This window comes from Paracoccus zhejiangensis, assembly GCF_002847445.1.
Lineage (GTDB): Bacteria > Pseudomonadota > Alphaproteobacteria > Rhodobacterales > Rhodobacteraceae > Paracoccus > Paracoccus zhejiangensis.
The window spans coordinates 2,027,898-2,050,310 of record NZ_CP025430.1; the positions used below are offsets into that span (position 1 = coordinate 2,027,898).

General features: G+C 65.6%; 19 protein-coding genes. 9 read left to right on the forward strand and 10 right to left on the reverse strand.

The window, feature by feature from the left end:
- Position 1 precedes the first annotated feature (1 nt).
- Positions 2-997, reverse strand: coding sequence for a tRNA dihydrouridine(20/20a) synthase DusA (gene dusA, locus CX676_RS09795; RefSeq protein WP_101752453.1), 996 nt, complete (start codon positions 995-997; stop codon positions 2-4).
- A 50-nt stretch (positions 998-1,047) separates the two neighbouring features.
- Positions 1,048-2,373, reverse strand: a complete 1,326-nt coding sequence (gene gltX, locus CX676_RS09800) for a glutamate--tRNA ligase (protein ID WP_101752454.1) — start codon at positions 2,371-2,373, stop codon at positions 1,048-1,050.
- Between the two features lie 78 nt (positions 2,374-2,451).
- On the opposite strand from gltX, the gene CX676_RS09805 reads away from it, so the two are divergent.
- Both CX676_RS09805 and CX676_RS09810 read left to right on the forward strand, forming a co-directional pair.
- A complete protein-coding gene (locus CX676_RS09805) occupies positions 2,452-2,859 on the forward strand; it encodes a metallopeptidase family protein (RefSeq protein WP_101752455.1) in 408 nt (135 codons plus the stop codon).
- Positions 2,859-3,806: a 1-phosphofructokinase family hexose kinase gene (locus CX676_RS09810; RefSeq protein ID WP_198590168.1), complete on the forward strand. Its 948-nt coding sequence runs from the start codon at positions 2,859-2,861 to the stop codon at positions 3,804-3,806. The genes CX676_RS09805 and CX676_RS09810 overlap by 1 nt, the downstream gene beginning before the upstream one ends.
- A 66-nt stretch (positions 3,807-3,872) precedes the next feature.
- Here the strand turns inward: CX676_RS09810 and CX676_RS09815 are convergent, their stop codons facing one another.
- Entirely contained in the window at positions 3,873-4,199 is a 327-nt protein-coding gene (locus CX676_RS09815) for a DUF6280 family protein (RefSeq protein ID WP_101752457.1), read from the reverse strand.
- Between the two features lie 344 nt (positions 4,200-4,543).
- On the opposite strand from CX676_RS09815, the gene efp reads away from it, so the two are divergent.
- A complete protein-coding gene (efp, locus tag CX676_RS09820) occupies positions 4,544-5,107 on the forward strand; it encodes an elongation factor P (protein WP_101752458.1) in 564 nt (187 codons plus the stop codon).
- Between the two features lie 87 nt (positions 5,108-5,194).
- Here efp and CX676_RS09825 read toward each other — a convergent pair whose 3' ends face one another.
- Positions 5,195-6,361, reverse strand: coding sequence for a M20 aminoacylase family protein (locus CX676_RS09825; protein WP_101752459.1), 1,167 nt, complete (start codon positions 6,359-6,361; stop codon positions 5,195-5,197).
- 279 nt (positions 6,362-6,640) lie between these two features.
- On the opposite strand from CX676_RS09825, the gene CX676_RS09830 reads away from it, so the two are divergent.
- Positions 6,641-7,750 carry a diguanylate cyclase gene (locus CX676_RS09830; protein WP_101752460.1) on the forward strand — a complete coding sequence of 370 codons (1,110 nt, stop codon included), beginning with the start codon at positions 6,641-6,643 and terminating at the stop codon, positions 7,748-7,750.
- 19 nt (positions 7,751-7,769) lie between these two features.
- Here CX676_RS09830 and CX676_RS09835 read toward each other — a convergent pair whose 3' ends face one another.
- On the reverse strand, positions 7,770-9,602 hold the full coding sequence (locus CX676_RS09835) for an ABC transporter ATP-binding protein (RefSeq protein WP_101752461.1): 1,833 nt from the start codon (positions 9,600-9,602) through the stop codon (positions 7,770-7,772).
- A gap of 272 nt (positions 9,603-9,874) precedes the next feature.
- Here CX676_RS09835 and CX676_RS09840 point away from each other — a divergent pair, with 272 nt between their 5' ends.
- The 5 genes from CX676_RS09840 (at position 9,875) to CX676_RS09860 (ending at position 16,716) form a co-directional block, all read left to right on the forward strand.
- A complete protein-coding gene (locus CX676_RS09840) occupies positions 9,875-11,578 on the forward strand; it encodes a peptide ABC transporter substrate-binding protein (protein ID WP_101752462.1) in 1,704 nt (567 codons plus the stop codon).
- A 78-nt stretch (positions 11,579-11,656) separates the two neighbouring features.
- Positions 11,657-13,369 carry a peptide ABC transporter substrate-binding protein gene (locus CX676_RS09845; RefSeq protein WP_101752463.1) on the forward strand — a complete coding sequence of 571 codons (1,713 nt, stop codon included), beginning with the start codon at positions 11,657-11,659 and terminating at the stop codon, positions 13,367-13,369.
- Positions 13,370-13,491: 122 nt separating this feature from the next.
- On the forward strand, positions 13,492-14,499 hold the full coding sequence (locus CX676_RS09850; RefSeq protein WP_101754248.1) for an ABC transporter permease: 1,008 nt from the start codon (positions 13,492-13,494) through the stop codon (positions 14,497-14,499).
- Positions 14,492-15,487: an ABC transporter permease gene (locus CX676_RS09855; RefSeq protein ID WP_101752464.1), complete on the forward strand. Its 996-nt coding sequence runs from the start codon at positions 14,492-14,494 to the stop codon at positions 15,485-15,487. Before CX676_RS09850 ends, CX676_RS09855 begins: the two co-directional genes overlap by 8 nt.
- A complete protein-coding gene (locus CX676_RS09860) occupies positions 15,484-16,716 on the forward strand; it encodes an MFS transporter (RefSeq protein WP_232816404.1) in 1,233 nt (410 codons plus the stop codon). Before CX676_RS09855 ends, CX676_RS09860 begins: the two co-directional genes overlap by 4 nt.
- Here the strand turns inward: CX676_RS09860 and iolB are convergent.
- From iolB to CX676_RS09885, 5 genes are read right to left on the reverse strand one after another with little or no spacing between them, the layout of a single operon-like run.
- Complete coding sequence (gene iolB / locus CX676_RS09865) at positions 16,713-17,516, reverse strand: 5-deoxy-glucuronate isomerase (protein ID WP_101752465.1); 804 nt, start codon at positions 17,514-17,516, stop codon at positions 16,713-16,715. The genes CX676_RS09860 and iolB overlap by 4 nt on opposite strands.
- A complete protein-coding gene (locus CX676_RS09870) occupies positions 17,513-17,695 on the reverse strand; it encodes a hypothetical protein (protein ID WP_101754250.1) in 183 nt (60 codons plus the stop codon). The genes iolB and CX676_RS09870 overlap by 4 nt, the downstream gene beginning before the upstream one ends.
- Positions 17,696-17,722: 27 nt before the next feature.
- On the reverse strand, positions 17,723-18,616 hold the full coding sequence (gene iolE, locus CX676_RS09875; protein WP_101752466.1) for a myo-inosose-2 dehydratase: 894 nt from the start codon (positions 18,614-18,616) through the stop codon (positions 17,723-17,725).
- Positions 18,617-18,625: 9 nt separating this feature from the next.
- Positions 18,626-20,458 carry a 3D-(3,5/4)-trihydroxycyclohexane-1,2-dione acylhydrolase (decyclizing) gene (gene iolD / locus CX676_RS09880; RefSeq protein ID WP_198590169.1) on the reverse strand — a complete coding sequence of 611 codons (1,833 nt, stop codon included), beginning with the start codon at positions 20,456-20,458 and terminating at the stop codon, positions 18,626-18,628.
- Between the two features lie 32 nt (positions 20,459-20,490).
- Complete coding sequence (locus CX676_RS09885; protein ID WP_101752467.1) at positions 20,491-22,413, reverse strand: bifunctional 5-dehydro-2-deoxygluconokinase/5-dehydro-2-deoxyphosphogluconate aldolase; 1,923 nt, start codon at positions 22,411-22,413, stop codon at positions 20,491-20,493.

The following is a 22,413-nucleotide window of genomic DNA, read 5'->3' on the forward strand; positions in this document are numbered from 1 at the left end:
CTCAGCCGACCGGCTGCGCCACCTCGGCCAGCGCCGCGTCATAGACCTCGATCCCGCCGCGGCTCGCGCCCTCCGACAGCACCCGCCGCCAGTTCCGCGCGCCACTGCGGCCGTGGAACAGGCCCAGCATGTGGCGGGTCATCTGGTGCAGCCGTCCGCCCGCTGCGAGATGATCGAGCAGCAGCGGCCGCATCGCCAGCGCCACATCGACCGGATCGGCAAAGGGCGGCGTGTCGCCCCACAGCCGGTCAGCCTCGCCCAGAATATCCCAGGGCCGGTGATAGGCCGCCCGGCCCAGCATCGCCCCGTCCATCACTTCCAGATGATCCCGCGCGGCGTCCAGCGTCTCGATCCCGCCATTGATCGACAGGTGGAGATCGGGAAAGGCCGCCTTCATCCGGTGGACCAGCGGATAGTCCAGCGGCGGGATCTCGCGGTTGTCCTTGGGGCTCAGCCCCTGCAGCCAGGCCTTGCGGGCGTGGATGGCGATGCGACGCACACCTGCCGCCTGCATCTTCTCCAGAAAAGCGGGCAGCACCTCCTCGGGGTCCTGCTCGTCCACGCCGATGCGGCATTTCACCGTCACCTCGACCGGGCTTTCCGCGATCATGCCCGCAACGCAATCGGCGACCAGGTCGGGCGTCTTCATCAGCACCGCGCCGAAACAGCCCGACTGCACCCGGTCGCTGGGGCAGCCGACATTCAGGTTGATCTCGTCATAGCCCCAATCCGCCGCGATCCGCGTCGCCGCCCGGAGCTCCGCCGGGTCCGACCCACCCAGTTGCAGGGCCAAGGGATGCTCGACCGCCGCATAATCCAGCAGACGCCCCCGGTCGCCATGGATGACCGCCGGCGCCGTGACCATCTCGGTATAAAGCAGCGCGCGGCGCGAGATCATCCGGTGGAAGATCCGGCAATTGCGATCCGTCCAGTCCATCATCGGGGCGACGGACAGGCGAGACGCGTCACGAATTACCGATTTTTCGACACTCGACATTCACGCCCACCGTTATCGCTGTTTTTCCAGCGCCTCAGCCTCTCGGGCTTTCAGCCCCGCGCCCGGACGACCTGCAGAAGCGGCATCACATCAGCCATCTCGGGACCATGCGCCTGCCCGGTCACCGCCTTCCTCAGCGGCATGAACAGGCCCTTGCCCTTGCGGCCCGTCGCCTCTTTCACCGCGGCGGTCCACTCGCCCCAGGTCGCATCGGTATAGGGCGGCGGCGGCAGCAGTTTCATCGCCTCGGCGATGAAATCGGCATCCTCGGGCTCGATCTGCGGCTCGGCGCCCTCGCTGAAGATCGTCCACCAGCCGGCCAGATCGTTCAGCTTGGTGATATTGTGGCTGGCCACGCGCCAGAAACGTTCCGCCAGATCGGCCGGCACGCCAAGCGCGGCGATACGGTCCTGCACGGCGGCGAAGGGCAGGTGCTGGTTCCGCTCGCGGGTCAGCGGCCACAGGTCATCGGCGTCGAACTTGGTCGGCGAGGCACCGAATTGCGACAGATCAAACCCGTCCGCCAATTCGTCCAGCGACATGCGCAGTTCGACCGGCTGGCTCGAACCCAGGCGCGCCATCATCGACAGAAGCGCCTCGGGCGCCACGCCCGCCTCGCGCAGATCGCGGATCGACAGCGCGCCGATGCGCTTCGACAATTCCTCGCCCTGCGCCCCGGTCAGAAGGCTGTGATGGGCGAAACGCGGGGGCGTGCCGCCGATGGCCTTGATGATCTGGATCTGGGTGGCGGTATTGGTCACATGGTCGGCACCGCGCACGATGTCGGTGACGCCCATGTCGGTGTCATCGACGGAACTGGCGAAGGTATACAGCACCTGCCCGTCGGCGCGGATCAGCACCGGATCGCTGACCGAGGCCGCGTCGATGGAAATATCGCCCAGGATGCCATCCGTCCATTCGATGCGCTCCTGGTCCAAGAGGAAGCGCCAGTAGCCCTCGCGCCCCTCGGCCCGCAGGCGGTCCTTGTCGGCCTCGGACAGCGCGTGTCCGGCACGGTCATAGACCGGGGGCTTGCCCATGTTCAGCTGCTTCTTGCGCTTCAGGTCCAGCTCGGTCGGGGTCTCGAACACCTCGTAAAGCCGGCCGCTGCCGCGCAGCTGGTTCGCCGCCTCGGCATAGCGGTCAAGACGCAGCGACTGGCGCTCGACACGGTCCCAGTTCAGGCCCAGCCAGTCCAGATCGCGCTTGATGCCATCGGCATATTCTTCCTTGCTGCGTTCCTGGTCGGTATCGTCCAGCCGCAGGATGAAGCTGCCGCCCGCCTTGCGTGCGATCAGATAGTTGAACAGCGCCGTGCGCAGGTTGCCCACATGGATGTGGCCGGTGGGCGACGGGGCGAAGCGGGTGGTGGTCATGGCGGTCTCCTGTACCCGCCCGCTCTTTCACAATGGCCGGATTTTGTCCATATGAGGGGCAGAGAAGCGAGGTAACGAATGGCCGACTGGACCGATCTGACCGCCCCCGACGCCGCCGAAATCGAGGCGATGGCCCGCGCCGCGATGGCCGCCCTGCCCGAGGCCTTCACCGCCCATGCGCAGAACGTGGCTGTGCAGGTGGCCGAATTCGCCCCCGAAGAGGTGCTGGACGAGCTGCAAGTGGATGATGCCTTCGAGCTGACCGGGCTCTACGAGGGCATCCCGCTGACCGAGAAGTCCTTTGCCGACCAACCGGGCTCGCCGGACATCATCTGGCTGTTCCGCCGGGCGATCCTGGACGAATGGGCTTCGCGCGGGAATGTCACCCTCGGCGATCTGGTCGGGCATATCGTCGTGCACGAATTGGCGCATCATTTCGGCTGGTCCGACGAGGACATCGCCACCATCGACCGCTGGTGGGAGTGATGCAGGAACCGATCCTGACCATCACGCTGAACCCGGCGCTGGACCTGTCCACGGGGATCGAGCGCGTGGTGCCGGACCAGAAGCTGCGCTGCGAGAAGCCCGAGGTCGATCCGGGTGGCGGCGGCATCAATGTCAGCCGCGCCATCCAGATCCTCGGCGGGCAATCGACGGCGCTGGTCGCGCTTGGCGGCGCCACAGGCACGCGCATCGCCGACATGCTGAAATCCGACGGGCTCAGCGTCATGCGCCTGACCGCGCCGGGCGAGACCCGGCAATCGCTGGCAGTGTCGGAACGCGAGACCGGCCATCAGTTCCGCTTTGTCCTGCCGGGGCCGGAATGGCACCGCGCCCATGTGGCCGATGCCATGTCAGCCATCGCCGAGGCGGCGCGGGCGGGAGGCTGGGTGGTGCTGTCGGGCTCGAACCCGCCCGGTGTGCCGGCAGGCTTTGCGCAGATGCTGGCGGTGCGGCTGAAGGACAGCGCGGCGCGGCTGCTGGTCGATACCTCGGGCGAGGCGCTGCGGGCCATTGCCGCCTCGTCCACCCCGGTCGACGTGCTGCGCATGGACAGTCTCGAGGCCGAGGGGCTGGCGGGCCGCCCCCTGCCCCATCGCCGCGACAGCGCCGAGTTCGCCGCCGGGCTGGTGCGCGACGGCGTGGCCCGGGCGGTGATCGTGGCACGCGGGGCGGATGGTTCCGTGATCGCCGGGGACGAGGGCGTCTGGCACGCCGAGGCGATCTCGGTGCCGGTGGTCAGCGCCGTGGGCGCAGGTGACAGCTTCGTCGCCGGCTTCCTGCTGGCCACCGCCCGCAACCAGCCGGTCCATGAGACGCTGGCGCTTGGTGCCGCCGCCGCCTCGGCAGCCTGCATGACGCCCGCCACCGATCTCTGCCGGGCCGAGGATGTCTGGCGCTTCTACGAGCAGCGGGTGGTGACGCAGCTATAGCGACCCGCCGAAACGAAAAGGACCGCCCTGCGGCGGTCCCTGTTCACCGGCGTTGGTCCTGTTGGATCAGGCGGCTTCGGCCTCGTCCGCCTCGGCGGCCATGCGGCGTTCGCTTTCCTCGCGCGACAGCGCGACCGAGGTGCGCACGCCCTTGGACACGAATTCCATCAGCCCCTTCACCACCCGCTCGTTCGGGTCGATGCCGGCGCAGGACAGCACTTCGCGGCCATCGCGCGAGCGCGCCCAACGGGCAATCTGTTCCGGGCCATTGCCATATTTCTTGTCATCGGCAATCGCATCATCCAGCGCCGCCAGTACGACGGCGGCAAAAAGCTTGCGGGCGCGCTGACCTTGTTCGAAATTGAAAGCGGAACCGTCAACGAAATCACGCATGTCGTTCGTCCTGTTATTCTGATTAGCAGCCGGCCCATCGGGCCTGCCGTTCGTTTTGCTCGACCGGCGTTTCTGCGGTGCCGCATTGATTAGCCGATCAAACCCCTGATTCGGTATGCCCCCCAGTGCAGAACAGCCATGCAGTAACTGCATATCGCCACATCCGGCAAGACTTTATTCCGAGACCGACATCTTCTTGCAGTTGCGCGACAGCGCCGGTAAGCAAGGGCCAACGCCGTCAACCCGCAAAAGGTTGCCAGCCCGGCCCGGCACCGATATAGGTGCGCGCGATTGCCGGTCAACCGGCGCCTGCCCAAAAAATCACCACAGTTTCAAGGTTTCAAATGCCCAAGATCAACGGCAACGAGATTCGTCCCGGCAATACGCTGGAGCATGACGGGGGCCTCTGGGCAGCCGTCAAGGTCAACCATGTGAAGCCCGGCAAGGGCGGTGCCTTCGCCCAGGTCGAGCTGAAGAACCTGCGCGACGGCCGCAAGCTGAACGAGCGCTTCCGCAGCGAAGACAAGGTCGAGCAGGTTCGGCTGGAGCAGAAAGACCAGCAATTCCTGTATGAATCCGATGGCAAGCTGGTCTTCATGGACAGCGAGACCTTCGAACAGACCGAGCTGGATTCCGACCTGCTGGGCGACCGCCGCCCCTTCCTGCAGGACGGCATGACCGCAACCGTCGAATATTACGGCGACGAGGCGCTGTCGGTGTCGATCCCGCAAAAGGTCACCTGCAAGGTCGTCGAGACCGAGCCGGTGGTGAAGGGTCAGACCGCCGCCAACAGCTACAAGCCGGCGATTCTGGACAATGGCGTCCGCGTCATGATCCCGCCCTTCGTCGGCGAGGGCGAGGACATCATTGTCAATACCGAACTGTTCGAATACAGCGAGCGCGCCTGATACGTCGCGTCACCGTTCAAGAAAAAGCGCCCCGGAGCCAGGCTTCCGGGGCGCTTTCCTTTGTCCGGGATCATCCCCGGCGCGACATCAGGCCGCAGGCATCCGTGCCTCGACCATGCCCGCATACCAGCTGCTGCCGGCCGGAATGGTCTCGTCGTTGAAATTATAGGCCGGGTGATGGACCATGGCCGTATCGCCATTGCCGACCCAGATATAGGCGCCGGGGCGTTCGTTCAGCATATAGCTGAAATCCTCGCCGCCCATCATCGGCTCCATGTCCATGTTGATGTCACCGGCAATGCCGCGCGCCACGTCGGCGGCCCAGACCGTCGCCTCTTCATTGTTCATCGTCACCGGATAGCCCCGATGATAGACCACCTCGGCCTTGGCGCCGAAGGCTGCGGCGACGTTGGTGGCGATGCGGGTGATCCCCTCCTCCAGCTGGGTGCGGACATCCGGGTCAAGGCTGCGCGCCGTGCCCTTCAGCTGCACCACCTGCGGGATGACGTTATAGGCGGTGGAATCGGTCGAGACCACGCAGGTCGAGACCACGGCATTCTTCAGCGGATCGACATTGCGCGAGACGATCGACTGCAGCGCGGTGATGATCTGGGCCGAGACCAGCACCGGATCGATGGTCGATTGCGGCTTGGCCGCATGGCCGCCCTTGCCGGTGACGGTGATGTCGAACTGGTCGGCCGCCGCCATCATCGCGCCCGGACGGATCGAGAAGCTGCCGACCGGCATCCCCGGCATGTTGTGCATGCCATAGAATTCCTGGATGCCCCAGCGATCGACCAGCCCGTCCTCGATCATCGCCAGCCCCCCGGCCCCGCCCTCTTCGGCCGGCTGGAAGATGACGACGGCGGTGCCGTCGAAGTTGCGCGTCTCGGCCAGGTACTTGGCCGCGCCCAGCAGCATCGCCGTATGTCCGTCATGGCCGCAGGCATGCATCTTGCCCGGGGTCTTCGAGGCATATTCCACGCCGGTCTGCTCGATGATCGGCAGCGCGTCCATGTCGGCGCGCAGCCCGATGACCCGGCCCTTGCTGTCGGTTTTGCCGCGGATCACCCCGACCACGCCCGTCTGGCCGATACCCTCGACCACCTCGTCCACGCCGAACTCGCGCAGCAGATCGGCGACCCGGCCTGCGGTGCGATGAACTTCATAGAGAAGCTCTGGGTGTTCGTGGAAGTCGCGTCGCCATGCCGTGATCTCGGGCAGCAGTTCGGCAAATCGGTTCTTGACTGGCATCTCGGTTCTCCTTCGCCGGACAGGGTAAGGATTTCGGCGCGGGTCGCAATGGGCCGGGCGCGGATCAGCCCCGGCGCCGGACCTTCATCGAAAGACTATCGCCCTTGCGCATTATGTCGCAGCAAAATTCCGCCGCTTTCGAGCCCAAAATTAATCAATTAATTATTTGTTAACTCTCCTGGCTCTAAACAGGCTGATCGGAATCGTTAACGAGGTCCGCCCGGTCCGCCCTGTTGGTCCGGGCGGCAGTCAGGGGCCGTTGCCCGGAAAGCAGGCTGAATGATCGGCGATGCACTTGTGGTCCTCAACCAGTTCGGCCTCGTGTCGATCTGCTCGCTCATGGCTGGGGGCCTGATCCGTCGGACCGGACCGGGTCATCTGCGCTCGACCCTGCTCGGGCTGATTTTCGGCATCGGTTGCTGCACCGCCATGTTGTCGCCGCTGCATCTGCAGGAGGGGGTGTTCTTCGATCTGCGCAGCCTGTTCATCGGTCTCAGCACCGGCCTTTTCGGGCTGGTCGCCGGTACGGCGACGGTCGTCGTTGCGATCCTGTTCCGGGTCCAGATCGGCGGCGACGGCGTGGTGATCGGGGTCTCGTCGATGGTGGTCAGCTTCATCGTCTCGGTCGTCTGGCGCAGGGCCTTCGCCTCGCTTGTCGAGCGGGATGCCGACGCCACCATTCCGCTGGCACTGCTGGGCCTGTCGATGTCGGCCTATCTGGTCGTGGCGCTGATCTGGCCCGACTATTTCCTGCGCGCCCTTGCCCATGGCTACCTGCACTATGTCGCCATCGGCAATGTCGTCGGCATGGTCTTCCTCGGCTCGCTGCTGATCGGCGCGCTGCGCACCATCTCGATGGAGCGCAAGTTCTCGCGCCTTGCGATGCGCGACCCGCTGACCGGGCTCTTGAACCGGCGCGGTCTCAGCGTCGCCTATGAGAAATGGCAGGCGGTTGCGCCCAGAGACGCGGGCGCGCTGGTCATCAGCGCCGATATCGACCAGTTCAAGGCGTTCAACGAAAGCCACGGTCATCAGGTCGGCGATCGCTGCCTGATCGCGGTTGCCGAGGCGATGCGCCGGGTATTGCACACCGGCGATCTGGCCGCCCGCGTCGGCGGGGACGAGTTCGTCATGATCCTGCGCGATGTCGCCCCCGAGGACAGCCGCCGGGTGATGGAGCGGGTCTGCCACCAGATCGCCGGCATCACAGTCGATCTGGGTGGCGGCACGCGCCTGCCGGTCACGCTGACCTTCGGCAGCCATTACGCCCGGTCGCAGGCCGCGCTGCAGGACGGGCTGAACCTCTCGGACCTGTTGATGATGAAGGAAAAACAGCAGCGCCGCGCGCCGGTCACGCATGGCAATCTGGCGGTGGTGGCCAGCGCCTGAGCCGGCGCCGTCCGCCTGCTCAGGAATGGGTGACCGGGTCGATCAGCACCCGATGCCCCGGCGCGATCTCGCGATAGCGCGAGGGCTGGGCCTCGTAATCCACCGGATGCATCGGCGAGGGAATCGGTTTGAAGTTCAGATCCTCGCTGATCTTCTTCTCGCGCGGATCGGCCACCGGCACCGCCAGCATCAGCTGCCGCGTATAGCTGTGCTGCGGGTTCTCGAAGACCTGCTGGCGGGTGCCCATCTCGACGATGCGACCCAGATACATGACGCCGACATAATGGCTGACACGCTCGACCACGGCCATGTCATGGCTGATGAACAGCATCGAGATGCCCAGTTCCTGCTGCAACTCCATCAGCAGGTTCAGCACCTGCGCCTGCACCGACACATCCAGCGCGCTGACGGCCTCGTCGGCAACGATCAGCTTGGGGTTCAGCGCAAGCGCCCGGGCGATGGCGATGCGCTGACGCTGACCGCCTGACATCTCGTGCGGATAGCGGCGCATGAAGCTGCGTGGCAGCTCCACCCGGTCAAACAGACCGGCAATCCGGTCCTGCCGTTCCGAGCGATTGCCGATGCCATAGTTCAACAGCGGCTCGGCCACCTGATCGTACAGCTTCATATGCGGGTCGAGGCTGGCGAAGGGGTCCTGGAAGATCATCTGCATGTCGCGCCGGGCCTTGCGCAGCCCGCCCTGCGACAGCGCCAGGATATCGGTGCCGTCCAACGTGACGCTGCCCGATTCCGGCTCCACCAGCCGCAGGATCGAGCGCGCCACCGTCGACTTGCCCGAGCCCGATTCGCCAACCAGCGACATGGTTTCGCCGTTGTTGATGGTGAAGCTGACATCCTCGACAGCATGGACCCGCGCGACGGTGCGGCGCAGCACCCCGCCCTTGACGGCAAAGCGCGTCGTCAGGTGTTCGACCTTCAAGAGCGGACGCGGATCCTTGGAAATCACCGGCGCCGCCGCCTCTCGCGTGCCGTCGCGCATCAGCCGCATCGGCTCGGGTGCGGCCTTGCCGGTCATTTCCCCCAGCCGCGGCACGGCGGCCAGGAGCATCTTGGTATAATCCTCGCGCGGCGCCTCGAAGATCTGTTCGACCGGGCCCTCTTCGACCTTGTCACCGCGATACATGACCACCACCCGGTCGGCCATCTGCGCCACCACCGCCATGTCATGGGTGATGAACAGCACGGCGATCTGCTTTTCGCGCTTCAGCCGGTCGATCAGCGCCAGAATCTCGGCCTGGATGGTCACATCCAGCGCCGTGGTCGGCTCGTCGCAGATCAGGAGGCGCGGTTCGCAGGCCATGGCAATGGCGATGACCACGCGCTGGCGCATCCCGCCCGACAGTTCATGCGGGTACTGGTCCAGCCGCCGCTCGGGCTCGGGAATGCGGACCTGTTTCAGAATCTCCAGCGCCCGCGCGCGCGCCTGTTTCTTGTCCATACCGCGATGGACCATCAGCCCCTCGGTCAGCTGATCGCCGACGGTAAAGACCGGGTTCAGCGCCGTCATCGGCTCCTGGAAGATCATGCCGATCTGGTTGCCGCGAATGTCGCGCATGACCGGCGAATTCTGCTTGGCAAGGTCGATCACCTCGCCATTGCCACGGTCGAACATCAGCTTGCCATTGGTGATGGTGCCACCGCCGAATTCGACCAGCCGCATCAGCGACAGCGAGCTGACCGACTTGCCCGAACCGGATTCGCCCACCACACAGACGCATTCGCCCGGCTTGATGTCAAAGCTGATATCCTTGACGCCGACGACCACGCCATCGTTGGTTTCAAACTCGACGCGCAGTTTCTCAATGGAAACAAGGGGTTTTTCGTCCAGCATCGGCGTTCCCATCCATGATGATCGGCAGATGGTTAACGGGTCGGCCTCAAAAGTCAAACCTGAAACCCCGATCAGCTCGAACCGCAATTAAGCTTGATTTCCGAAACGGTCTCGGCTGAAACTCACCCCATTCCGCCCGCTCAACGAGGCCGGAAGGTGAACGCCAGGGGAGTGACGGCCATCGACGCCGCCAAGTCAGAACGACGCCACAAAGACGCGCGCCCTGCGTTTGACTGCCCGCTGACCGGGTTTTCCAACAAGGAGCTTGTTTCATGAAACTCAGAACCATCCTGCTGGGCGCCGCCGCAACCGCGGTCATGGCTCCCGCCGCCTTTGCCGAGCGCGGCACCGACGGACAGGTGAACATCATCTACTGGCAGGCGCCGTCGACGATGAACCCCTACCTGTCGTCGGGCACCAAGGACGTGGAAGCCTCGAGCCTGGTGCTGGAAGGGCTGGCCGGCTTCAACGAGAAGGGCGAGGTGATCCCGAAACTGGCGGCCGAGATCCCGAGCCTCGAGAACGGCGGCATCAGCGAGGACCTGAAGTCGATCACCTGGAAGCTGCAGGAAGGGCTGAAATGGTCCGACGGCACGCCGGTGACCTCGGAAGATGCCAAGTTCACCGCCAGCTATTGCATCAACCCCGATGTGGGCTGCGCCCAGGCCGCGCGTTACGAGGGCATCGACAATATCGAGACGCCGGACCCGCTGACCATCAAGATCAACTTCAAGGAACCGCGTCCGAACCCGTTCACGGCCTTCACCGGTGCCACCTCGCCGATCCTGCAGAAAGCCCAGTTCGAGCCCTGCCTCGGCTCGAATGCGTCGAGCTGCACCGAGCAGAACTTCAACCCGATCGGCACCGGCCCCTTCCGCGTCACCGAATTCAAGACCAATGACGTGGTGTCGCTGGAAGCCAACCCGGAATATCGCGATGCTGCCAAGCCGGCCTTCGCCACGGTGAACCTCAAGGGCGGCGGCGATGCAGCGGCAGCCGGTCGCGCGGTGCTGGAAACCGGCGAGTTCGACTATGCCTGGAACCTGCAGCTGGCCCCCGACGTGCTGGCCAGCATGGAAGCCGCCGGCAAGGGCAAGCTGGTCACCGGTTTCGGCACGCTGGTCGAACGGATCGAGATGAACCTGACCGACCCCTCCTCGAGCCTGCCCGAGGGCGAGCGCTCGACCACCAAGCACCCGCACCCGATCCTGTCGGATGAGAAGGTCCGCCGGGCGCTGTCCATGGCCATCGACCGCACCCTGCTGACGGAAGTGGGCTATGGCACCGCCGGCCGCCCGACCTGCAACCTGGTGCCGGCACCCGAGCTGTTTGCCTCGGACAATACCGACTGCATCCCGCAGGATATCGAAGGCGCCAAGGCACTGCTGGAGGAGGCCGGCTGGACCGTCGGCGGCGACGGCATCCGCGAAAAGGACGGCATGAAGCTGAAGCTGCTCTACCAGACCAGCGTCAATGCCGTGCGCCAGGACTTCCAGGCGCTGGTCAAGCAGTGGTGGTCGGAAATCGGTGTCGATACCGAGCTGAAGACCGTCGATGGCTCGGTGTTCTTCGGCGGTGACGCGGGTTCGCCCGACACCTTCCAGAAGTTCTATGCCGACGTGGAAATGTACGCCAACAACTTCGACGGCACCGATCCCGAGCCCTACCTGGCGCAATATACCTGCGAGAAGATCCCCAGCCCCGAGGATCAGTGGCAGGGCGAGAACGTGAACCGTTTCTGCGACGAGGCCTATGACGCCAAGGTCGTCGAACTCGGCAAGACCGGCGAGATCGAGGCCCGCGCCACGCTGGCGAAACAGATGAACGACATGCTGACCAAGGACAGCATGGTCATCGTCCCGCTGGTCGATCGCGGTCGCGTCTCGGCGCATTCGAACACGCTTGGCGGTGTCATCCTGAACACCTGGGACAGCGAGCTGTGGAACGCCGCAGACTGGCATCGCGCCGCACAGTGATGCATCCTTGACCCGATGTGCGGCCCTGCGCCCTGCAGGGCCGCACAGTTTTTCGGAACCACAGGGAGGTATGATCCGATGACCAGACGAACCACGCAACTCTTCGCGGCAACCGCATTGGCCGGCATGGGCCTAGCATCAACCGCGATGGCCGAGCGCGGCAGCGATGGGCAGTTGAATCTGCTTCTGTGGCAGGCCCCTTCGACCCTGAACGTCTACCTGTCGACCGGCACCAAGGACATGCTGGCCTCGTCCCTGATCCTCGAACCCCTGGCCGCCTTCGGTCCCGATGGCAGCATCATTCCCCGGCTTGCGGCCGAGATCCCCAGCCTCGAGAATGGCGGCATCTCGGAAGACATGACCAGCATCACCTGGAAGCTGAAGGAAGGCCTTAAATGGTCGGACGGCACGCCGGTCACCGCCGATGACGTGAAGTTCACCGCCGATTACTGCATGAATGATGAGGGTGGCTGTGCCCAGGCCGCCAAGTTCAGCGGCATTACCTCGATCGAAGCGGTCGATCCGCTGACCGTCAAGATCACCTATGACGGCCCGCGCCCCAATCCCTTCGACGCCTTCGTCGGCAGCCAGGCCCCGGTGCTGCAAAAGGCGCAGTTCGAATCCTGCATGGGTGCCGCCTCGGCCAGCTGCACCGCGCAGAATTTCGGCCCCATCGGCACCGGCCCCTTCCGCGTAACCGATTTCCGCACCAATGACGTGGCCTCGCTGGAGGCCAATCCCGAATATCGCGAGGCCGACAAGCCCGCCTTTGCCACGGTGAACCTGAAGGGCGGCGGCGACAGTTCGGCCGCGGCGCGGGCGGTGCTGGAAACCGGCGAATATGACTATGCCTGGAACATCCAGATCGCGCCCGACGTGCTGGACGGGATGCTGGCCGCCGGCAAGGGCAAGCTCGAGGTCGATTTCGGCGCCACGGTCGAGCATATCAAGCTGAACATGACCGATCCCTCGTCGAGCCTGCCCGAAGGCGAACGCTCGACGCTGGCCCATCCGCACCCGATCCTCTCGGATGTGAAGGTCCGCCGGGCGCTGTCCATGGCGATCGACCGTCAGCTCTTGAACGAGATCGGCTATGGCGATACCGGCCGCGCGACCTGCAACATGGTCCCCGCCCCCGAGATCTTCGCCGCCGACAATCCCGACTGCCTGACCCAGGACATCGAGGGCGCCAAGGCGCTGCTGGACGAGGCCGGCTGGGTGCCGGGTGCTGATGGCATCCGCGAGAAGGATGGCCAGCGCCTGAAGATGCTGTTCCAGACCTCGGTGAACCCGGTGCGTCAGGACTTCCAGGCGTTGATCAAGCAATGGTGGACCGAGATCGGCGTGGAGACCGAGCTGAAGACCATCGATGCCAGCGTCTTCTTTGGCAGCGATCCCGGCTCGCCCGACACGCTGGTCAAGTTCTATGCCGATGTCGAGATGTACACGGATGTCTATGACGGCACCGATCCGGGCAGCTTCCTGTCGGAACATACCTGCGCCTCGATCCCCAGCCCCGAGAACCAGTGGCAGGGCGAGAACGCCGCCCGCTTCTGCAGCGAGACCTTCGATGCCATGTCGGTCGAGATGGGCAAGACGGCCGGGCTCGAGGCACGGGCGGAGCTGGCCAAGACGATGAACCTTATGCTGACCCGCGACGAGATGGTGCTGCTGCCGCTGATCGCGCGGGGCCGCGTCTCGGTCAGCTCGAACGCGCTGGCGGGTGTCCAGATGAACGCTTGGGACAGCGAGTTCTGGAATGTCGCCGACTGGTCGCGCGCGGCCGAATAACATGAAACAGGCGATCCGCGGACGGCAAGAAGCCGCGGATCGCATGACACTGGGGGTGGTCTGATGAACGGAACCAAAGACATGAGGCATGGGTCACGACCCCGGATGCGGAGGGCGTGGCGATGCTGAACTTCACCATTCGCCGGACCCTGCTGGCCATTCCGACCTTGCTGTTCATCTCGCTGGTGATCTTCCTGCTGCTGGAAGCCTCGCCCGGCGATCCGCTTGGCGATGTGCCGCTGACCGTGCCGCCCGAGGTGAAAGAGCGGATGCGCGAGGCGCTTGGCCTCGGTCAGGCCTGGTACATCCGCTATGTCCTGTGGCTGAAGCAGTTCTTCTGGGTGGAACCGCTGCACTGGTTCGACCAGGTCTTCGGCACCAGCTACAGCGCCGGGATGCAGCGCGTCATCAGCTTCCAGTCGCGCAGCCCGGTCTTCGACGTGATCGCGCAGCGCGTGCCGCAGACCCTGACCGTGGTCGGCATGTCCTACGTGATCGGCGTGCTGATCGCGATCCCGATCGGGATCATCTCGGCCTACAAGCAATACAGCTGGTTCGACCAGCTGGGCACCTTCGTGTCGATGGTCGGCTTCTCGATGCCGACCTTCTTCACCGGGGTGGTGCTGATCATCATCTTCGGGGTCAAGTTGCAATGGTTCCCCTCGATCTATGACACCACCCATGTGGTCAGGGACTGGCCCAGCTTCCTTGTGCAGGTGAAGCAGATGGTCATGCCGGTGACGGTGCTGGCGCTCTACAACGCCGCCCAGATCAGCCGCTTCATGCGTGCCTCGATGCTGGACAACCTGAACCAGGATTACGTCCGCACCGCCCGCGCCAAGGGCCTGTCGGAAAAGACCGTGGTGCTGAAACACGTGCTCAGGAACAGCCTGATCCCGGTCGTCACCGTCATCGCGCTGGGGCTGCCCGCCGTCTTCGGCGGGGCCATCATCACCGAGCAGGTGTTCAAGGTGAACGGGCTTGGCCAGCTTCTGATCTCGGCCATCCATGCGAATGACATTCCGATGGTGCTGACCCTGACCTTCATCTTCGCCATCCTGATCGTCGCCTTCACCCTGATCGCCGATATCGTCTATGGCCTACTAGACCCGCGGATCCGCTATGACTGAGACCGAACGCCAGCAGCAGCTGGACACCGCCGAGCTGGTCGCCGAGACCGCCGGCCCCGCCCCAGTCACCGGCGAGCTGCCGCCGAACAACCCGGTCCATGCCGACGGCGAGACGCGCAGCCAGTGGCTGGACGTGTGGCGCCAGTTCCGCAGCCATACCGGCGCCATGGTCGCGCTGGTCCTGTTCCTCGGCGTGATCCTGTTCGTCACCATCGGGCCGCTGATCTGGACCATCGACCCGACCTATGTGGACATCCGCGCCCGCAACAGCGGCTTCACCGCTGCCCATCCGCTTGGCACCGATCAGTTGGGCCGCGACATGCTGGCCCGGCTGATGTCGGGCGGGCGGGTCTCGATCGCGGTCGGGCTGACGGCGATGACGCTCGCCATCACCTTGGGCAGTTTCATCGGCGTCATGTCGGGCTATTTCCGCCGCCTCGACGCGCCCTTGATGCGCATGACCGAGCTGTTCCTGGCCCTGCCCCTTCTTCCGCTCTTGCTGCTGATGGTCACGCTTTTCCGCGAGCCGCTGTCGCAGACCTTCGGCCCGGCGATGGGGATTTTCCTGCTGATCGTCACCGCCATCGGCGCGACCAGCTGGATGCAGTCTGCCCGGATCGTTCGGGGCGAGGTGCTGGGCCTGAAGGAACGCGAGTTCATCCTGGCGGCCAAGTCCATCGGCACGCCGCCCCGGCGGATGATCCTGCGGCATATCCTGCCAAACGTCCTGTCGCCGATCATGGTGGCCGCGACGCTGGGGATCGCCACGGCGATCATCACCGAAAGCGCGCTGAGCTTCCTCGGCCTGGGCTTCCCGCCCGACTTCCCGACCTGGGGGCGGCTTCTGTTCGACGCCGTTGACCAGATGGTGCTTTACCCGTGGCGGGTGATCCTGCCGGGGCTGTTCATCTCGCTGACGGTGCTCTGCGTGAACTATATCGGCGACGGCCTCCGCGACGCGATGGATCCGCGCATCCGCGGGCGGTGAGCGTCTCTGCGACCCTGCCGGCGCCCGCAACCGGGCGCTGGCGTGCCTTGGCGCTGATCTGCGCCGCTGTGGTGCTGTCGATGACGCCGTGGTTTTCCGCCACTGCGATCCTGCCTGAACTCAGCGCCCGCTGGCAGATGGATGAGGTGACGGCCTCTTGGATGACCATTGCCGTGCAGCTGGGCTTCGTCACCGGCGCGCTGGGGCTGACCGTGACCGGCCTTGCCGACCGGCTGCCGATGCGGCAGCTGATCGGCTGGTCGGCCTGCGCGGCGGGCCTCTGCAACCTCGCCCTGCTGGCCGCGCCGGGACCGGGCAGCGCCACCCTGCTGCGCTTCCTGACCGGCATGGCGCTGGCCGGGGTCTACCCGCCCGCGATGAAGCTGGTGACGACTTGGTTCATCGGCGGACGCGGGCTGGCGCTTGGCATGGTGACCGGGGCGCTGACCTTTGGCTCGGCCTTTCCCCACCTGGTCCGCGCCGCCAGCGCCGGGCTGGACTGGCGGGTCGTCGTCGTCATCACCTCGGCCGCCGCCCTGACCTCGGCGCTGATGGTGGCGCTGATCGTGCGCGAGGGGCCGCATGGCTATGTCCCCGCCGCCTTCAGCCTGTCCGAGCTGAAGAACATCGTCCTGAACAAACCCCTGATGCTCGCCAATACCGGCTATTTCGGCCATATGTGGGAGCTTTATGCCATGTGGGGCTGGTTTCTTGCCTTTGCCTCGGGCGCGCTGGCGCAGGCGGGACTGGGTGGCGCGCTGGCCTCGTGGCTGACCTTCTGGGTGATCGCGGCGGGCGCCGTCGGCTGCGTTGCCGGCGGCTGTCTGGCCGACCGGATCGGGCGGACGGCGACGACGGCGATCATGCTGATCCTGTCCGGCGGCTGCGCCGCGCTGATCGGCTTTGCCTTCACCGGTCCGGGCTGGCTGCTGGTGCTGCTGGCGCTGGTCTGGGGCTTCACCATCGTGGCGGATTCGGCCCAGTTCTCGACCATGGTCACCGAGCTGTCCGAGCGCCGGCTGGTCGGCACCGCACTGGCCTTTCAGATGGGCGTGGGCTTCGGCCTGACCGTCATCACCCTGCGGCTGATGCCGGCCTTCGCGCAGTGGATCGGCGGCTGGCAATGGGCCTTCCTGCTTCTGGTTCCCGGCCCGGTGATCGGCGCGAGCGCAATGATATGGCTGCGTCGCCTGCCAGAAGCCGCGCGGATCAATGGCGGGCGGCGTTAGGCGTCGCGCTTCAGAATCCAGTCTACCTCGGGGGCCGGCACGAAGCGCCATTTGCGCAGCGGCCCGGCCATGACGTTCAGGTAATACATCTGGAACCCATAGGGCGCGCCGCAGGGATGATGCCCGCGCGGCACCAGCACCACATCGCCGTCCTTGACCGCCATCACCTCGTCCAGCCCGCCATCGTCGGTATAGACCCGCTGGATGCCGAAGCCCTCGGCCGGCTCGAGCCGGTGATAATAGGTCTCCTCCAGGTAGGTGATGCGCGGAAAGTCGTCCTCGTCATGGCGATGGCTGGGATAGGATGACCAATGGCCCGCCGGGGTGAAGACCTCGGTCACCAAGAGGCTGTCGGCGACCTCGCGATCCTCCATGGCGATATTGTTGATGTAGCGCGTGTTCGTGCCCTTGCCCCGCTCGGTCAGCGTGATGCCCTCGGGTCCAAGCCGCCGCGCCGGATGGGTGCCGTGGCCGGGCGCCGAACAGACAGCGATGGTGCAATCCGTCATCGCCTCTGCCCGCCAGTCCTGCCCGTTCGGCACATAGAGGCAATGCGGCGCGCTGCGCTCGAAGACCGACATCCTGTCACCCAGCACACCCCAGTCCTGCCCGGCGGCCTGAAGGCTGGCCTTGCCTTCGACCATCACCAGAATGACCTCGCGATCCCCGGTCGCCTCTGCAGCAACCTCGCCCGCCCGCAACCGGTAGAGCGAGAAGCCGACATAGCGCCAGCCGGCGGATTCGGGCGTGATCTGGTGCACCTTGCCATGCGTGCCAAAGGGTTTCCGCAGCAGTCTCATGGCTTGTCCGCCGACAGGAACAGGACGTAGAGCAGGTAGATCCCCGCCGCGCCAAAGATCAGCCCCCAGCCGATTTTGCCGGTCGAAACCTCGACTCCGGCCCAGATCAGCGGCAGCAACACACAGAGGATGCGGACCCAGAGCGGGCGAAAGAACGGGGCCTTGGGGTCTACGAGCAAACGCGCCTCCTTCACTGTCATGCCAGCCTAGCGCAGACCGACGCGGCCCGCGATCTCCTTCAGCGTCCTCAGACCCAGACCCTGGTACTGCAGCGGGTTGCGGATGGCGCTGTCCTGTTCGGCCTCGATCACCACCCAACCCTTGTAGCCGGCATCGGCGGCGAGTTTCAGCACCGGCTCGAAATCGATGCAGCCCTCGGGATCGCCGGGCACGGTAAAGGCACCACGCCGGACGCCCTCTAGAAAGGACAGGTTCTGCGCGCGCACCTCGGCCATCATCGCCGGGCGGATGTTCTTGCAATGGATATGGGTCACGCGGTCCATGTAGTTCCGCGCCAGCGCCACCGGATCGGCCCCGCCGAACTGCGCGTGCCCGGTGTCCAGCAGCAGCCGCGTCGCCGGACCCGCCATCGCCATGAAGCGATCGATATCCTCGCCGCTTTCGATGATCGTGCCCATGTGGTGGTGATAACCCATCTTGACCCCCTGCCCCGCCGCATGGGCCGACAAGGCCTCGTATCCGGTCGAGAAACGGTCCCATTCGGCATCGGACATGATCGGCCGGTCATTCACCGGCACCGCGTCATTGCCGTGCACTGTATTCGAGCATTCGCAGGCATTGATGTGATCGCCACCAGCCGCACGGGTGAAGTCGATCCAGTCCTGCAGCCGGGCGATCTCGGTCTCGAGATCATTGACCAGCAGGTTGGTCGAGAACCAGCCGGCGGCAAAGCGCAGCCCGTAATCGCCCAGCTTCGCCTTCAGCACGCTGCCGTCATCGGGCATCTTGTGGCCCTTCTCGATGCCGTCGAAGCCGATCTCGCGGCAATCGGACAGGCAATCGTCCAGAGACAGGTGATCGCCGATGGACCAGTCGTCGTCATTGGACCAGGCGATGGGGTTGGTACCGTAAAGGATCATGTCACTCACTCAGTCAAAGCTGCGCTGCTGCGCGCTGTTGTCGTTGTATTCGGCGCGGGCACGTTCCAGCCGCTCTGGCCCACCCGCCTGCGGCACGGCCACATCCCACCACGCCCCGCCAGCACCGGTGCCGGGTACGGGATCGGTGTCGATGACGATGACCGAGGGAATGTCGCGCGCCCGTGCCGCCACGATCGCGGCCTGCAGCCCGGCAATGCCATCGACCTTCTCGGCATGGGCTCCCATGCTGGCGGCATGGGCGGCGAAATCGATCTGTGGCTGCACCTCGACTGCACTGTCGCGGTAGAGGTTGTTGAACTCGGCCCCGCCGCAGGCGATCTGCAGGCGGTTGATGCAGCCATAACCGCGATTGTCGGTCAGAACGATGGTGAAGGGGACCCGGCGCATGACCGCCGTGGCCAGCTCGCTATTGGCCATCATGTAGCTGCCATCCCCGACGAAGCAGACGACCTCCTTATCGGGCTCGGCCAGCTTGATGCCCATGGCGCCCGCGACCTCGTAGCCCATGCAGCTGTAGCCGTATTCCATGTGATAGCCGCCGGGAGCCGCCTGCCACAGCACCTGCAGCGCGCCGGGCATGGTGCCGGCGGCGCACATCACCACGGTTTCGGGCGTGGCCACCCGCTGCACCGCACCGATCACCTGCGCATCGGTGGGAAGGGCGTTGCTGTCGGAGGGCGCGGCGGTCACGCCGGCAACTGCCTCGAACCAGTCGAGCCGCGACTGCGCGTCGAAATCCGGGGCGCGGTGGCTGCCCAGAAGGGTGGAAAGTTTTTCCATCGCCACCCGAGCGTCTCCGACCACAGGCAGCGCGCCATGCTTGGTCGCGTCATAGCCATGCAGGTTGATACTGACCAGCCGCCGCTCGGGGTTCTGGAACAGCGCCCAACTGCCGGTGGTGAAATCCTGGAACCGCGTACCGACGCCGATCACCAGGTCCGCCTCTGCACAGAGCTTGTTCGCAGACTCCGAGCCGGTGACGCCGGGGGAGCCGAAATTGAGCGTGTCCTCGCAGCCATTCGCCCCCTTGCCCGCCTGCGTTTCGACGAAGGGGATGTTATGGGCGCGCGCAAACTCGGCCAGCACGGCCTCGGCCCCGGAATAGATCACGCCCCCGCCCGAGATGATGACCGGTGCCTTGGCCGCACGGATCAACTCCGCCGCCTCGGCCAACTCGCGCGGGTCGGGTTCGGGGCGGCGGATGCGCCAGACCTTCGGCGCGAAGAACTGGGCGGGGTAATCATAGGCCTCGGCCTGCACGTCCTGACAGAAGGCCAGGCAGACCGGCCCGCAATTGGCCGGATCGGTCATCACCGACAGCGCCCGCGGCAGGCAGGTCAAGAGATGCTCGGGCCGGGCGATGCGGTCGAAATAGCGCACCACCGGGCGAAAGCAGTCATTGGCGCTGACCGTGCCATCGTCGAAATCCTCGATCTGCTGCAATACCGGGTCGGGACGGCGGTTGGCAAAGACATCGCCGGGAATGAGCAACAGCGGCAGCCGGTTCACATGCGCCAGCGCCGCCGCCGTGACCATGTTGGTCGCCCCCGGCCCGATGGAACTGGTCACCGCCTGCGCCCGGCGGCGCTTCTTGGTCTTGGCATAGGCAATGGCGGCATGGGCCATGGTCTGTTCGTTCTGCCCTCGCCATGTGGGCAGCGTATCACCGATCCCGTGCAAGGCCTCGCCCAGACCCGCGACATTGCCATGACCGAAGATCGCCCAGACCCCGTCGATGAAGCGTTCGCCCTCTTCCGTCATCTGCACGGACAGCCAGCGCACCATTGCCTGCGCCGCCGTCAGCCTGATTGTCCCGCTCATCACCAACTCACTCCTGCCCGTTATCTCAACACTCACGCCGCCACCTGCGCCGCCAGCCGTGCCTTGTCCCAGATATCGCAAAGCCGGCCATAGCGGCGGGCCATCTCGGCCACCGCCTCGGCATCCGACAGGTCCTCTTCGAACCAGGCGCGGGCAACGGCGCCGAAAATCGTGCGCCCGACGGCAAAGCCGCGCACCAGCGGGAAGCCGGCAGCGACCTCGAAACTGGCGGCCAGTTCCTCCTCGGGCGCGTCGAGACCCAGCACCACGATGCCGCGCGTATGGCGGTCATGGCTCTCGATGGCGTCGATGGCGTTCTGCCAGGCGGCACGTGTGGTCATCGGCTCTAGCTTCCACCAGTCTGGATAGATGCCAGCAGCATAGAACTGACGGATCAGGGTCGCGGTGCTCCGATCATCGACCGGACCTGACTTCGAGGGGATGATCTCCAGCAGGAACTCCAGCCCGTTGCGACGGGCGGCGGTGAACAGTCGCCTGACGGTCGCCTCCTGTTCCGCCCGCAACTCGGGCGCATCCTCGGGGTGGCAGAAGCACAGCAGCTTGACCACATTCTCGCGCGCCCATTCCTGCAAGCCACCACAATCCGGGCCGAGCTCCGGCTCGAGCGCCAGGGGCCGCGAACCCGGCCATTCCGCCGGACGGCCAATCCACAGCCCCGTCCCGGAGGCCGCGTGCAGCGCGTCCCGACCGATGCGGCTGTCGCAGAGAATGCCATAGCCCGGCCGCCCGCCCTGAACCTGCAGCGCCGCCTGCAGGCAGAGCCGCTTGAAGGCCCCGCCTCGCGCCGGCGTATAGCCGGGCATCTCCTCCAGCTGCGCGCGATGGTCGAAGGCAAAGACCCGGCATTGCCGCCAGTCTCCCCCCATCCGCCCCTGCCGGTTGGTGGACCAGTGCAGCTGCTCCAGCTCGGGATCGTTGCGCAGGTCGGGGCGGATGATGCCGCGGCGAAGGAAGAAATCCAGCTCGACCAGCGAGGGATAGGCCGGGGTGCAGCCATGCCGGCTGACCGCGAAAGCGCCGCAGGCATTGGCATATTCCAGCGCCCGGGGCCAGCTTTCCCCGTCGAGCCAGCCCTTCAGCAGACCGGCGAAGAAGCCGTCACCCGCGCCCAGCACGTTGAACACCTCGATCGGGAAACCGGGGCCACTTTCGGCCTCGTCCAGATCGCCCGGAACCGCGCCGGTGATCGCCACCGCCCCCTTGGCCCCGCGCTTGCAGACCAGCGTGGCATCGGTCACCGCCCGCACGGCCCTGAGCGCGGCGATCGTATCGGTCGAGCCGCCGGCGATGTGAAACTCTTCCTCGGTTCCCACGATCAGATCGAACAGCGGCAGCGTCGATTGCAACTTCTCGGTCACCCGGGCGCTTTCGACAAAGCGGCTTTCGCCGGCACCATGCCCCGCCACGCCCCAGAGGTTCGGGCGATAGTCGATGTCGAGCGCAAGCTGCGCGCCCTGATCGCGCGCCAGATGCAGCGCCTTCAGCACCGCCGCCTCGGTCTTCGGGTTCGACAGATGCGTGCCGGTGGCGACGACCGCGCGGGCCTCGGCGATGAAGTTCGGGTCGATATCCGCCTCGGTCAGCGCCATGTCGGCGCAGTTCTCGCGGTAGAAGATCAGCGGGAACTGGTCCTGATCGCGGATGCCCAGCAGCACCAGCGCCGTCAGCCGCGCGGGGTCGGTGATGACGCCGCGTGTATCCACGCCCTCGCGGGCCAGCTGCTCGCGGATGAAGCGGCCCATATGCTCGTCACCGACCTTGGTGATGACGGCCGAGCGCAGCCCCAGCCGCGCCGCGCCGCAGGCGATATTGGTGGGCGAGCCGCCGATATATTTCTGGAACGACCCCATATCTTCCAGCCGGCCACCGACCTGCGCGCCGTAGAGGTCGACCGAGGACCGGCCGATGGTGATGACATCCAGTTTCTTGCCCAT

Excerpts from the sequence above, each read along its gene's own strand:
- dusA (WP_101752453.1), bottom strand. The coding sequence starts at position 997 with ATGTCGAGTGTCGAAAAATCGGTAATTCGTGACGCGTCTCGCCTGTCC.
- gltX (WP_101752454.1), bottom strand. The coding sequence starts at position 2,373 with ATGACCACCACCCGCTTCGCCCCGTCGCCCACCGGCCACATCCATGTG.
- CX676_RS09805 (WP_101752455.1), top strand. The coding sequence starts at position 2,452 with ATGGCCGACTGGACCGATCTGACCGCCCCCGACGCCGCCGAAATCGAG.
- CX676_RS09810 (WP_198590168.1), top strand. The coding sequence starts at position 2,859 with ATGCAGGAACCGATCCTGACCATCACGCTGAACCCGGCGCTGGACCTG.
- CX676_RS09815 (WP_101752457.1), bottom strand. The coding sequence starts at position 4,199 with ATGCGTGATTTCGTTGACGGTTCCGCTTTCAATTTCGAACAAGGTCAG.
- efp (WP_101752458.1), top strand. The coding sequence starts at position 4,544 with ATGCCCAAGATCAACGGCAACGAGATTCGTCCCGGCAATACGCTGGAG.
- CX676_RS09825 (WP_101752459.1), bottom strand. The coding sequence starts at position 6,361 with ATGCCAGTCAAGAACCGATTTGCCGAACTGCTGCCCGAGATCACGGCA.
- CX676_RS09830 (WP_101752460.1), top strand. The coding sequence starts at position 6,641 with ATGATCGGCGATGCACTTGTGGTCCTCAACCAGTTCGGCCTCGTGTCG.
- CX676_RS09835 (WP_101752461.1), bottom strand. The coding sequence starts at position 9,602 with ATGCTGGACGAAAAACCCCTTGTTTCCATTGAGAAACTGCGCGTCGAG.
- CX676_RS09840 (WP_101752462.1), top strand. The coding sequence starts at position 9,875 with ATGAAACTCAGAACCATCCTGCTGGGCGCCGCCGCAACCGCGGTCATG.
- CX676_RS09845 (WP_101752463.1), top strand. The coding sequence starts at position 11,657 with ATGACCAGACGAACCACGCAACTCTTCGCGGCAACCGCATTGGCCGGC.
- CX676_RS09850 (WP_101754248.1), top strand. The coding sequence starts at position 13,492 with ATGCTGAACTTCACCATTCGCCGGACCCTGCTGGCCATTCCGACCTTG.
- CX676_RS09855 (WP_101752464.1), top strand. The coding sequence starts at position 14,492 with ATGACTGAGACCGAACGCCAGCAGCAGCTGGACACCGCCGAGCTGGTC.
- iolB (WP_101752465.1), bottom strand. The coding sequence starts at position 17,516 with ATGAGACTGCTGCGGAAACCCTTTGGCACGCATGGCAAGGTGCACCAG.
- iolE (WP_101752466.1), bottom strand. The coding sequence starts at position 18,616 with ATGATCCTTTACGGTACCAACCCCATCGCCTGGTCCAATGACGACGAC.
- iolD (WP_198590169.1), bottom strand. The coding sequence starts at position 20,458 with ATGAGCGGGACAATCAGGCTGACGGCGGCGCAGGCAATGGTGCGCTGG.
- CX676_RS09885 (WP_101752467.1), bottom strand. The coding sequence starts at position 22,413 with ATGGGCAAGAAACTGGATGTCATCACCATCGGCCGGTCCTCGGTCGAC.